Source organism: Streptococcus sp. UMB1203 (assembly GCF_030217725.1).
Taxonomy (GTDB): domain Bacteria; phylum Bacillota; class Bacilli; order Lactobacillales; family Streptococcaceae; genus Streptococcus.
On the sequence record NZ_JASOOK010000003.1, the window covers coordinates 42,446 to 54,239 of the forward strand.

12 protein-coding genes are annotated in these 11,794 nt (G+C 40.6%); 5 read left to right on the top strand and 7 right to left on the bottom strand.

The genetic code is table 11. The annotated features are described in order from the left end of the window. Positions 1-13: 13 nt before the first annotated feature. Entirely contained in the window at positions 14-571 is a 558-nt protein-coding gene (locus QP439_RS01470) for a TetR/AcrR family transcriptional regulator (protein WP_000004136.1), read from the bottom strand. Positions 572-695: 124 nt separating this feature from the next. On the opposite strand from QP439_RS01470, the gene QP439_RS01475 reads away from it, so the two are divergent. Genes QP439_RS01475 through QP439_RS01485 form a run of 3 tightly spaced genes read left to right on the top strand, consistent with a single transcriptional unit; the run spans position 696 to position 3,336 of the window. Further along, the gene (locus QP439_RS01475) at positions 696-1,541 is read left to right on the top strand and encodes a DegV family protein (RefSeq protein ID WP_261080833.1); all 846 of its coding nucleotides are present in this window, start codon (positions 696-698) and stop codon (positions 1,539-1,541) included. Positions 1,542-1,598: 57 nt separating this feature from the next. Further along, the gene (aao, locus tag QP439_RS01480) at positions 1,599-2,777 is read left to right on the top strand and encodes an aminoacetone oxidase (protein WP_285387259.1); all 1,179 of its coding nucleotides are present in this window, start codon (positions 1,599-1,601) and stop codon (positions 2,775-2,777) included. 37 nt (positions 2,778-2,814) lie between these two features. Beyond that, positions 2,815-3,336: a DUF1697 domain-containing protein gene (locus QP439_RS01485; RefSeq protein WP_285387317.1), complete on the top strand. Its 522-nt coding sequence runs from the start codon at positions 2,815-2,817 to the stop codon at positions 3,334-3,336. Between the two features lie 41 nt (positions 3,337-3,377). On the opposite strand, the gene QP439_RS01490 is transcribed toward QP439_RS01485, so the two are convergent. Further along, on the bottom strand, positions 3,378-4,118 hold the full coding sequence (locus QP439_RS01490) for a MerR family transcriptional regulator (RefSeq protein ID WP_285387261.1): 741 nt from the start codon (positions 4,116-4,118) through the stop codon (positions 3,378-3,380). 234 nt (positions 4,119-4,352) lie between these two features. On the opposite strand from QP439_RS01490, the gene QP439_RS01495 reads away from it, so the two are divergent. Next, positions 4,353-5,693, top strand: a complete 1,341-nt coding sequence (locus tag QP439_RS01495) for a sodium-dependent transporter (protein WP_285387262.1) — start codon at positions 4,353-4,355, stop codon at positions 5,691-5,693. 40 nt (positions 5,694-5,733) lie between these two features. Here the strand turns inward: QP439_RS01495 and manA are convergent, their stop codons facing one another. The 3 genes from manA to QP439_RS01510 all read right to left on the bottom strand — a co-directional run bounded on the left by manA (position 5,734) and on the right by QP439_RS01510 (position 8,627). Further along, a complete protein-coding gene (gene manA, locus QP439_RS01500; protein ID WP_285387264.1) occupies positions 5,734-6,678 on the bottom strand; it encodes a mannose-6-phosphate isomerase, class I in 945 nt (314 codons plus the stop codon). Between the two features lie 120 nt (positions 6,679-6,798). Then, complete coding sequence (locus tag QP439_RS01505) at positions 6,799-8,238, bottom strand: 6-phospho-beta-glucosidase (RefSeq protein ID WP_285387265.1); 1,440 nt, start codon at positions 8,236-8,238, stop codon at positions 6,799-6,801. A 128-nt stretch (positions 8,239-8,366) separates the two neighbouring features. Further along, the gene (locus QP439_RS01510) at positions 8,367-8,627 is read right to left on the bottom strand and encodes a SemiSWEET family transporter (RefSeq protein WP_001291473.1); all 261 of its coding nucleotides are present in this window, start codon (positions 8,625-8,627) and stop codon (positions 8,367-8,369) included. Between the two features lie 326 nt (positions 8,628-8,953). Between QP439_RS01510 and QP439_RS01515 the strand changes: the two genes are divergently transcribed. Continuing rightward, a complete protein-coding gene (locus QP439_RS01515; RefSeq protein ID WP_285387267.1) occupies positions 8,954-9,298 on the top strand; it encodes a lipopolysaccharide assembly protein LapA domain-containing protein in 345 nt (114 codons plus the stop codon). Between the two features lie 165 nt (positions 9,299-9,463). On the opposite strand, the gene QP439_RS01520 is transcribed toward QP439_RS01515, so the two are convergent. Both QP439_RS01520 and spxB read right to left on the bottom strand, forming a co-directional pair. Further along, a complete protein-coding gene (locus QP439_RS01520) occupies positions 9,464-9,811 on the bottom strand; it encodes a VOC family protein (RefSeq protein ID WP_001052638.1) in 348 nt (115 codons plus the stop codon). Positions 9,812-9,869: 58 nt separating this feature from the next. After that, positions 9,870-11,645 carry a pyruvate oxidase gene (gene spxB, locus QP439_RS01525; RefSeq protein ID WP_000191819.1) on the bottom strand — a complete coding sequence of 592 codons (1,776 nt, stop codon included), beginning with the start codon at positions 11,643-11,645 and terminating at the stop codon, positions 9,870-9,872. Positions 11,646-11,794 lie beyond the last annotated feature (149 nt).

The window sequence follows — 11,794 nt, forward strand, 5'->3', positions numbered from 1 at the left end:
TTCTCCTTTTTCTCTATTTTTTAAAAAATGGTAACCGTAAATCTGCAATCTTTTCAGCAGGTACCTTCATGCCATCCTTGATCCATTTTAGAAGGACTGAGACGATGGCTGAACTCCAGAAGGAATGAAGATAAGAGCTGACACCTTTTGATTTTCCATGGTATTTTTCTAGAAATTCCTGCATGGCTTGGACAAAGATTTTTTCCAGATGGTAATCTAAGGCCAGTTGAATCACTCTGGCTTCCTTTCTTGCTTCTCGGAAAAGGTGAACCCAGACCAGATAAAGGTCTGTCTTTAAATCATAATGGTGCAACTGTTCCATAATATTGTGGACAGTTCGTTTAAAGACGCTCTCTAAAATTTCCTCTTTGGAATCATAATTGCGATAAAAGGCCGCACGCGAAACGCCTGCACGTTTGACCAATTCAGAAATACTAATCTTGGTCAAATCCTTTTTTTCCAAGAGCTGCAAGAGGGCTGTTTCGATGGCTTCTCTAGTTAATAAATTGGATTCTTGGTTTGATTTTCTGAGATTTTCAAGAGACTTTTCAGAGATTCTACGTTCAGACATAACATTTTCTTTCTACTTGTCACAACAGATGGATGAGGCTTTTGTTTCAAGGGCTTTCATGATATAATTGTAAAAAAAGACAGAACCTTTGTCAATGTATAACTGGCAAAGATGGAGAATTTCTATGACTTGGAAGATTATCGCTGACTCTGGTTGTGATTATCGTCAGCTGGTAACACCAGCTATTGACACGACCTTTGTAAGTGTCCCCTTAACCATTCAAGTAGCTGATCAGGTCTTTGTTGATGATGCCAGTCTTGACATTGACCAAATGATGGAAACCATGTATGCAACTGCAGAAGCTTCAAAATCAGCTTGTCCAAGCCCAGATGATTATTTAAGAGCATTTGAAGGAGCCAAAAACATTTTCCTAGTAACCATCACAGGTACTCTTTCTGGTAGTCACAATAGTGCTCAACTGGCTAAGAATATTTATCTGGAAGACCATCCTGATACTAAGATTCATGTGATTGATAGTTTGTCTGCTGGTGGGGAAGTTGACTTGCTCGTAGAAAAAGTGAATGACTTGATCGACCAGGGCTTATCTTTTGAAGAAGTGGTTGAAGCTATCACCGCCTATCAAGAAAAAACCAAGTTACTTTTTGTCCTAGCTAAAGTCGATAACTTGGTGAAGAACGGCCGTTTGAGCAAGCTTATCGGTACGGTCGTTGGCCTTCTCAATATCCGTATGGTCGGAGAAGCTAGTGAAACTGGAACTCTCGAATTGCTACAAAAAGCACGAGGACCAAAGAAATCAGTTCAAGCTGCCTATGATGAAATCATTAAAGCTGGATATGCTGGTGGCCGTATTGTCATGGCCCAACGTAATAACGAGAAATGTTGCCAACAGCTTTCAGACCGAATACGTGAAACCTTCCCACAGGCGGATATTAAAATTCTCCCAACATCTGGTCTCTGCAGTTTTTATGCAGAAGATGGTGGTTTGCTGATGGGGTATGAAATTGATTAATTGCATTCTTGACAAGAGGTGACTTCATCTCTTGTTTTTTTGTGGTACAATAGAGCTATGAAACATTTTGATACTATCGTCATTGGTGGAGGTCCTGCTGGTATGATGGCTACGATTTCCAGTAGCTTTTATGGACAGAAAACCCTCCTCATCGAAAAAAATCGGAAACTTGGAAAAAAATTAGCTGGTACTGGTGGGGGACGTTGCAATGTAACCAACAACGGAACTCTAGATGACCTACTAGCTGGCATCCCTGGAAATGGGCGCTTTCTCTACAGTGTCTTCTCCCAATTTGATAACCATGATATCATTAATTTTTTTACAGAAAATGGTGTTAAACTTAAGGTCGAAGACCACGGACGCGTCTTTCCTGCTAGTGACAAGTCTCGGACCATTATCGAGGCCTTGGAAAAGAAAATCACTGAACTCGGTGGTCGAGTTGCTACTCAAACGGAGATTGTTTCGGTTAAAAAGATAGACGACCAGTTTGTCCTTAAGTCCGCAGACCAAACCTTCACTTGTGAGAAACTCATTGTCACAACAGGTGGTAAATCCTATCCTTCGACTGGTTCAACTGGGTTTGGTCACGAGATCGCCCGTCATTTTATGCACACCATCACCGAACTTGAGGCCGCTGAGAGTCCTTTGTTGACAGATTTTCCACACAAGGTCTTGCAGGGTATTTCGCTGGACGATGTGACCCTAAGCTATGGTAAGCATGTCATCACTCACGATTTGCTCTTTACCCACTTTGGTTTGTCTGGCCCTGCTGCCCTACGTATGTCTAGTTTTGTCAAGGGTGGTGAAATCCTTTCACTGGATGTCTTGCCTCATCTTTCTGAAAATGACTTGACTACATTTCTAGAAGAAAATCGGGAAAAATCCTTGAAAAATGCCTTAAAAACTTTGCTTCCAGAACGCTTGGCAGATTTTTTTGTGCAAGGCTATCCTGACAAAGTCAAACAGTTGAGTGAAAAGGAACAAGAACAACTTCTCCAGTCTATTAAGACCCTCAAAATCCCTGTGACTGGTAAAATGTCTCTCGCCAAATCCTTTGTTACCAAGGGTGGTGTCAGTCTTAAGGAAATCAACCCTAAAACCCTTGAAAGTAAGCTGGTACCTGGCCTTCACTTTGCTGGCGAAGTCATGGATATCAATGCCCACACGGGTGGCTTTAATATCACTTCAGCCCTCTGTACCGGTTGGGTGGCAGGCTCAAATCAAATATATAAATAATTGAATGACTAAAATACAAAATAAGAAAGGAAGTCCTTTGGAACATATTATTTTACTAAGAGGTGTTACTCCTAATGGAAAAAATGCTATCCCGAAAATGTCTTATTTGGTAGATATTTTAACAGAAGCTGGTTTTCAACACGTTCGAACCTATATTCAAAGTGGAAATATTATTCTTGAAAGTAACTTAGCTCTCGAAGAAATACGAGAACAGGTTCATACTCTAATAAAGGAAAAGATTGGAGCCGATCTCAAAATAATCATTAAGAATAAGGATATTTTTAAAAACATTGTCCAAGAAAATCCGTTTGGAGAACACTATCTTTATGACCGTGTACACGTGATTTTTTATCAAGAAGCTATTCAAAGTCTCCCTTTAGAAAAATTAAAAATGGATTACGGTGAAGAAGAAATTTGTATCGGTAACCATTGTCTTTACCTCTATCTCCCTAGAACTACAAAACAAAAGAAACTCCATACCAACTATCTTGAAAAACTTTTCAATGTAGATTTGACCATGCGAAAACTAAATGTGGTAGAAAAATTATTAAGCAAGTAGTGCTTGAATTTAGTAAAAATCGGAAGAATACTCCTCCGATTTTATTTTGTATGAGTTTGGACATAGTGGGCAATGACATCTGATGTGTACTGGGCTGTACCATCTCCAAATTTATCAATATTTTCCTTAAACTCTGGGTTATAGACGTAGCCCTTGCCGATATATCCGAAGACCTCAACAGAACAATCAAATCCATAAGTACGAATGGCTTGCAAGAGCTTGGTTGCTTGCTCTTGGTTTTCAATTGCTGTTGCAGGCAGACCAGCTTGAAGATTTTGTGCCAAAGCTTGAAAAACTTGGTTGAAGGCAGCCGTAGCCTCGTCTTCGTGACCTTTCTGGCGCTCAATCGCTTGATCCATCACTTCTTGTCCATATTTCTCTACCGCCTCTTGGTGGTATTTTTGATGATCTTGGTAGTTAAATCCAGCAAATTTCTCTTGAATGCTCATTTCTCTTTCTCCTTTATGTTCTTGAATGGTTTTTTGCAAGGTGGAAATCAAGTTATCCAGATGTTCCCTCTCTCGAGTCAAATAGTCCAACTGCCTGGTCAAATGAGGCAATAAATCTGTCCTTTCTTCCTTTAACAGCTCTGCTATTTTTTCTAAAGAAAAACCTAGATATTTGTAGTAAAGAATAACCTGAAGGCGTTCCAAATCCTCCTGACTGTAGGTTCGATAGCCGTTTTCCGATTTTAAAGGAACCAAAATTCCTATCTTATCGTAGTGATGCAGGGTCTTGACAGAGACGCCCGAAAGCTGCGCAGCTTCTTTTATATGGTACATGATTTCCTCCTTACATTGATAGTATAACCCCTCCCCTTAGGTCAGAGTCAAGCGTTTTTGCGAAATTTTTTACTTTATCATAACATGAAAATGGTTTTCTTGACAGACCTTAGAAAACATGATAGGATAGTCAAGTCTATCAATCAAAAGAAAGGCTCATTTTGAGTACTTATGAGGCTATTTGCCAAGGGCAGTAGCTTTTTCTTTTGTAATACTAATTTTAGGAGTTTAACTATGTCTGAAAAATCGCAATGGGGTTCTAAACTGGGCTTTATTCTAGCATCTGCTGGTTCAGCCATCGGACTTGGTGCCGTTTGGAAATTCCCTTACATGACTGCTGCTAACGGTGGAGGAGGATTTTTACTAGTCTTTCTCATCTCCACTATTCTAATCGGTTTCCCACTTCTCCTTGCTGAATTTGCCCTCGGCCGAAGTGCTGGTGTCTCTGGGATTAAAACCTTTGGAAAACTTGGTGAGAATAGCAAGTACAACTTTATCGGTTGGATTGGTGCCTTTGCCCTTTTTATCCTTTTATCGTTTTACAGTGTTATTGGTGGCTGGATTTTAGTCTATCTAGGCATTGAGTTTGGAAAATTGTTCCAACTTGGTGGAACGGGTGATTATGCTCAGTTATTTACTTCAATCATTTCAAATCCAGCCATTGCCCTAGGAGCTCAAGCAGCCTTTATCCTATTGAATATCTTCATTGTATCACGTGGGGTTCAAAAAGGGATTGAAAGAGCTTCGAAAGTCATGATGCCCCTGCTCTTTATCATCTTTGTTGTCATCATTGGGCGCTCTCTCAGTTTGCCAAATGCCATGGAAGGGGTTCTTTACTTCCTAAAACCAGACTTCTCTAAGCTGACAAGTGCTGGTCTCCTCTATGCTCTGGGACAATCTTTCTTTGCCCTCTCACTAGGGGTTACAGCCATGCTGACCTATGCTTCTTATTTGGACAAAAAAACCAATCTAGTCCAGTCAGGGATTTCCATCGTAGTCATGAATATTTCAGTATCTATCATGGCGGGTCTAGCCATTTTCCCAGCCATGTCAGCCTTCAATATCCAATCTGAAGGGGGACCGAGCCTGCTCTTTATCGTCTTGCCTCAGCTCTTTGACAAGATGCCTTTTGGAACCATTTTCTACATCCTCTTCCTCATGCTCTTCCTCTTTGCGACGGTCACTTCTTCTGTCGTTATGTTGGAAATCAATGTAGGCAATATCACCAATCAAAACAACAGCAAGCGTGCCAAATGGAGTGTTATTTTAGGAATTTTGACCTTTGTCTTTGGAATCCCTTCAGCCCTATCTTACAGTATTATGGCAGATGTTCATATTTTTGGGAAGACCTTCTTTGATGCTATGGACTTCTTGGTTTCCAATCTCCTTATGCCATTTGGAGCTCTCTGCCTTTCACTTTTTACAGGCTATATCTTTAAAAAGGCTCTTGCAATGGAGGAACTCCATCTTGATGAAACAGCATGGAAACAGGGACTGTTCCAAGTCTGGCTCTTCCTTCTTCGTTTCATCATTCCAATCATCATCATCGTGGTCTTCATCGCCCAATTTATGTAATCAAAAAGGACTTGAGTAGTAAACTCAGGCCCTTTCTTTTTTATGGATGGCTAACAATCAATTCCAGACCTTGCCCTTCCAATGTCCAAGCTTCAACATCACTTGGTAGGATAAAGTGGCTACCTTTTTGGATTGGATAATTTTTCCCGTCAACAGTTAGTTGACCTTGACCAGCCAAGACACTGAATAAGCTGTAGTCAGCTGTCTTTTCGAAGTCAACTTTTCCAGTAATTTCCCACTTGTAAACTGCAAAGAAATCATTGGATACAAGGAGAGTGGAACGTAAATCATCTGCTTTGATAGTTACAGGACGGCTATTGGCAGGCTCGCCAATATTCAAGACATCGATAGATTTTTCAAGGTGAAGTTCACGCAAGTTGCCATTATCATCCTTACGGTCAAAGTCATAGACACGGTAAGTGGTATCGCTAGATTGCTGAGTTTCAAGAATCAAAATTCCTGCTCCGATAGCGTGCATGGTGCCACTTGGTACATAGAAGAAATCTCCAGCCTTTACAGGAACTTTTGTCAACAAGGCATCCCAGTTCTTGTCCTCGATTTGCTGGCGGAGTTCTTCTTTTGACTTGGCATTGTGACCATAGATAATTTCTGAACCTTCATCCGCTGCGATAATGTACCAGCATTCTGTTTTTCCAAGTTCACCTTCATGCTCTAGTCCATAGGCATCGTCTGGGTGAACTTGGACACTGAGCCAGTCGTTGGCATCCAGAATCTTAGTCAAAAGTGGAAATACAGGCTCAGGACGATTGCCAAACAATTCACGGTGTTCTGCATACAAAGTTGCTAGGTCTATTCCCTCGTAACGACCATTTGACACCTTTGAAACTCCATTTGGATGAGCTGAGATGGCCCAGTATTCCCCTATTTTTTTACTTGGGATGTCATAACCAAACTCATCACGTAGCTTGGTTCCACCCCAGATTTTTTCTTGCATAACTGATTGTAAAAATAATGGTTCTGACATCATATTCTCCTGTCTGATTTTTCTCCCCTCATTATAGCAAAAAGCCAGGTCTAATTGAACTCTTTTTCCTATTATATAAAGTAGAGAGAAGATTTTATAAAAATAGTGAACAAATGTGCTCTACTTAATACTTGCACCATTGCTGGCAATGACATCCTTGTACCAGTAGAAGGATTTCTTCTTGCTACGTTTGAGGCTTCCATGACCAGCATTATCTCGATCCACATAGATAAAGCCATAGCGCTTGTTCATTTCGCCTGTTCCAGCTGAAACCAGATCGATACAGCCCCAAGTCGTATAACCAAGCAAGTCAACTCCATCTTGGTAAATGGCATCTCGCATAGCCTTGATGTGAGCTTCTAAGTAAGCAATCCGATAGTCATCTGCTACATAACCATTTTCATCCGGTGTATCCATAGCACCGAGTCCATTTTCTACGATGAACATAGGCTTTTGGTAACGATCCCAGATGGCATTGAGGGTGATGCGAAGGCCAAGTGGGTCAATCTGCCATCCCCATTCTGAGGATTCAAGATAAGGATTTTTGAGAGAGGCAAAAACATTTCCAGCAGTTAATTCTTTAACTTCTGGATCACCTGAGGCTACTAGACTTGCATAGTAAGAGAAGGAAACAAAGTCAACAGTATTGTCCTTCAACAACTCTAAATCTTCTGCAGTCATTTGAATCTCGATTCGCTCACGCTCCCACTGCTTCTTGGCGTAGTTTGGGTATTCCCCACGCGCTTGAACATCAATGAAGAAGTAACTCTTGCGGTCTTCCTCCATGGCTGCCCAGTAGTCTCTCGGATGGGCTGTGTTAGGATAGTATTGCCCTGCTGCCAACATACATCCCACCTTGTTTTCTGGGTCAATTTCGTGGGCAATTTTCGTCGCAAGGGCTGAAGCTACTAGCTCATGGTGGGCAGCCTGATATTTAACCTGTTCTTGATTTTCTCCTTCTTCAAAACAGAGTCCAGCTCCCATAAAGGGTGCATGGAGAATCATGTTGATTTCATTGAAGGTTAGCCAGAATTTGACCAAGCCCTTATAGCGGGTAAAGAGTGTGCGACAAAGTTTTTCATAGAAGTCTAACATCCGACGATTGCGCCAACCACCGTATTCTTCAATCAAGTGCATAGGACAGTCGAAATGCGTAATGGTAACCAGAGGTTGGATTCCATACTTATGACATTCCTTAAACAAGTCCTCATAAAAGGCTAGACCAGCTTCATTTGGCACTGTTTCGTCGCCCTTAGGAAAAATCCGAGTCCAAGCAATGGAAAGTCGATAAGTCTTAAAGCCCATCTCTGCAAAAAGAGCAATATCTTCCTTGTAATGATGGTACATATCAATAGCTTCTTTGGCTGGGTAAAAATAGTCCTCCTCAAACGAAAACATCTTTTTCTGACCTGTGATAATGGCTTCACGATCTGGTCCAATGGGTACCACATCAACGTTAGCTAAACCACGCCCATCGAGATTATAAGCACCCTCACATTGATTAGCTGCCGTAGCACCACCCCAGAGGAAGCCCTCTGGAAATTGTAGTATTTCTGTCATCACTTTACCTCACTTGATTTGCTAGTTCTATTATACTAAAAAGGGGACAAAAAGTTTGGAACTATCTGGGTAATGATGTCCTGAGCTTGCTCAAATGTACGAAAAAAAGACTGAAACCAGTCTTCTTTTTAAATCAAAGCTGTAATAGCTGTCACTAGGCCAAAAACGATACCTGGTGCATTGGCAGCAGCAAGGGGAATATCTCTTTCCTTCTTGAAAAGACCGTAGTAAACCCAGAGACTACAGTTGATAGCTGCAACCAAGGGCTGGATGAAATTTCCTTTTTGACCAGCCAGATTGTTCATGATTTGTGGGAAGTAAGACACATACATCATAACAGACATAAAGGTCGCTACCCAACCTAAAATTTTCATTTGTTTTTCAGACATTTTCAAAACCTCTTTCATTTTTACTGAATCTTATTTTAAAATATTCTTTCAAAACAATCAAGTCTTTAAAACTTTTGTTATAAAGATATAAACTATCACAATCTTGTTATAAGAAAGAGGGAACAGAAAAAAGACCGAATTGCTCCGTTCTGTTTACTCAATCAAATATTAGAAAATGAATACTCCTTTTCAATGAATCGATTGATTGATGGTAAATAAGCCGTTAGAAATTATTGACAGTATCGAAATTTTCTAGTAAAATGAATTTTGTTAATACCTAAATGGTGTGTAGTTTTCTATCAACATAGTCAGGAGAAAAGGAACTTATGCTAAAAAAATTTAATGAATTGTCACTGAAAGATAAGGCTTATCTAATTGGCGGTTTGAGCTTATTAGTCATTGTGATCTCATTTGGTCTACTCAATCGTCAAACAGTAACTGTCAGTCTTGTCTTTACACAACTATCTGCTCCCTTGATTTTGGTGATTTTTACTTGTCTAGTAATCGGGATCATTGCTGGTAGTGCTATTGGTATTGGCTATCACCATAACAAGACTCAAGATCTGAGAAGCCGCATTGCTGAAGCAGAAGCGACTATCAATATAAAAGACAGGGAGCTTGTCCAGTACGAGGAACAGGTGCAACAATTAAAACAGGAAGCCAAACAATAAGTGTAGAAATCATAACCACCCGTGAAAACGGGTGGTTTTTTGTCTCGCACCTAACGGAGCGAGACGGACTGAAAGTCGCATAAATACAAAAAAGATCGAATTGCTCCGATCTTTTTAAGTTTCACTCCAAGAATGTTTAGATAAAAAATTTGATAATAGAATTACCTACTTCATACGATAAAAATCAATCACTAGACCAGCAGGCCCTTTAACTAATAAGGACTCTGTTCCCCAATCGGTTACAGTTGGTCCGTTTAAAACCTGGATACCAAGTTCTTTCAACCGTTGGTAATTCTGGTCTACATCCTCAACCTCGATATGAAGAATGATTCCTGACTGAAAATCTTCCAAAGGAATCAAATGATTTTGGGACAACATCAGACAGTGACTGCCAATCGTAAACTGAGCAAAACTGTCATCAACATAATCGGGCTTTTTATCCAAAATACGCTCCAAGTCAGCACAGACTTGGGGAACATCTGAAACGATAATATCTAATTGATTTAAATTCATTTACTATCCTCCATAAAAAGACCGGATTGCTCCGATCTTTTTAAGTTCCACGAAGGAATTATTTAATTGCGCGTGATTGCAATCCTTCTTCTTCCAAGAAGAGGCGGAATGGTACGAGTTCTTCTGCTTCGTATTTTTCCTTGAAGTCTTTGATTGCTTCTTCTGAGTGAAGTTTTGGATCCAATTCAAGTACTTCTACTGGAAGTGGACGGTGTGGAGTGATGCGAGCATCGATCACAACAGTTTTACCTTCTTTGTTGAGTTTAACAGCTTCTGCAACAACTGCATCGATGTCTTCGATACGGTCAACTGTAAATCCTACAGCACCTTGAGCTTCAGCGATTTTCGCATAGTCAGCATTAGGGAAGTCACAACCAAACAAGTGTTTGTTTGTGTCTTCGTATTTGTCCTTGATGAAGGCATATTTACCATTTGAGAAGACAACGTTGATAACTGGAAGGTCGTATTGAACGTTTGTGATAACGTCTGGGTAGCACATGTTGAATGCACCGTCACCCATGATGTTCCATACTTGGCGATCTGGATTGTCTTTCTTAGCAGCGATACCACCAGGAAGGGCAATACCCATTGTCGCAAAGAGTGGAGATGTACGCCACATGTTCTTAGGTGTCATGTGAAGGTGACGAGTAGATGTTTGAGTAGTGTCACCTACGTCGATTGAGTAGATAGCGTCTTGATCAGCATGTTTGTTGATTGCATTGTAAACTTGATACAATTGCAATTCACCCTCAGTTTTACCTTCGATTTTGTTCATGTAATCACGCCAGTTTTGGTTGTTCTTAACGTTTGCACGCCACCATGGAGTAGATTCAACTGGGTTCACTTTGTCAAGGATAGCTTTAGCTGCTTGACCTGCATCACCAAGGATTGAAGCGTCTAGGGCATGACGTTTACCAAGTTTGTAAGGGTCGATATCCACTTGGATGAATTTTTCAGTATTCTTGAATGCTTGGTAAACTTCAGCAAATGGGAAGTTTGAACCAAGGAAAAGAACTGTGTCTGCTTCAAAGACCACTTCGTTGGCTGGCTTCCAACCAACACGGTAAGCAGAACCTGTCAAACCTTCATAGTTCCATTCAAAGGCTTCAAAGTTTTTACCAGTTGTGATGATTGGTGCTTTGATTTTACGTGACAATTCAGTAATCACTTCACCAGCTTTAACACCACCGTAACCAGCATAGATAACTGGACGTTCAGCATTGTTCAAGATTTCAACAGCTTTGTCGATTTCAACTTCGTTCAAAGCAGGAGCGATGAATGAACGTTCGTATGAACCTGAACCGTAGTATGAATTTTCGTCGATTTCTTGGAAACCGAAGTTTACTGGGATTTCAACAACAGCTGGACCTTTTTTAGAAACTGCAGCACGGCAAGCTTCGTCGATTACTTTTGGCAATTGCTCAGCGTAAGCTACACGTTTGTTGTATACAGCGATACCGTTGTACATTGGGTTTTGGTTCAATTCTTGGAAAGCATCCATGTTGAGTTCGTTAACTGGACGTGATCCAAGGATTGCTAGGAATGGAGTGTTATCCATAGCTGCATCGTAAACACCGTTAATCAAGTGAGTCGCACCTGGACCACCTGAACCAACTGCAACCCCGATTGAGCCGCCGAATTTAGCTTGCATAACCGCTGCAAGAGCACCTGTTTCTTCGTGACGAACTTGCAAGAAGCGGATATCTTTGTCTTCAGCCAAAGCATCCATCAATGAGCTGAGTGTTCCTGATGGGATACCGTAGATTGTGTCTACGCCCCATGTTTTCAATACATTAAGCATTGCTGCAGATGCAGTAATTTTCCCTTGAGTCATAATGATAACTCTCCTTCAAATATTTTTAAATCTACTAAAAAAGGTTTCATATAGTTTTTGAAAACGTTTCAGCAAATTTTTACTCTACTAATTTATCACATTTATTTTGACTTTACTAAGAATCTGCTCAGAAGTTTTTATTCTCTATT

Bases quoted from the DNA above. Each gene is read 5' to 3' on its own strand.
- QP439_RS01495 (WP_285387262.1), top strand. From the start codon at position 4,353: ATGTCTGAAAAATCGCAATGGGGTTCTAAACTGGGCTTTATTCTAGCA.
- QP439_RS01510 (WP_001291473.1), bottom strand. From the start codon at position 8,627: ATGTCTGAAAAACAAATGAAAATTTTAGGTTGGGTAGCGACCTTTATG.
- QP439_RS01520 (WP_001052638.1), bottom strand. From the start codon at position 9,811: ATGAATTTAAATCAATTAGATATTATCGTTTCAGATGTTCCCCAAGTC.
- QP439_RS01490 (WP_285387261.1), bottom strand. From the start codon at position 4,118: ATGTACCATATAAAAGAAGCTGCGCAGCTTTCGGGCGTCTCTGTCAAG.
- QP439_RS01505 (WP_285387265.1), bottom strand. From the start codon at position 8,238: ATGACAGAAATACTACAATTTCCAGAGGGCTTCCTCTGGGGTGGTGCT.
- QP439_RS01470 (WP_000004136.1), bottom strand. From the start codon at position 571: ATGTCTGAACGTAGAATCTCTGAAAAGTCTCTTGAAAATCTCAGAAAA.
- spxB (WP_000191819.1), bottom strand. From the start codon at position 11,645: ATGACTCAAGGGAAAATTACTGCATCTGCAGCAATGCTTAATGTATTG.
- aao (WP_285387259.1), top strand. From the start codon at position 1,599: ATGAAACATTTTGATACTATCGTCATTGGTGGAGGTCCTGCTGGTATG.
- QP439_RS01515 (WP_285387267.1), top strand. From the start codon at position 8,954: ATGCTAAAAAAATTTAATGAATTGTCACTGAAAGATAAGGCTTATCTA.
- manA (WP_285387264.1), bottom strand. From the start codon at position 6,678: ATGTCAGAACCATTATTTTTACAATCAGTTATGCAAGAAAAAATCTGG.
- QP439_RS01475 (WP_261080833.1), top strand. From the start codon at position 696: ATGACTTGGAAGATTATCGCTGACTCTGGTTGTGATTATCGTCAGCTG.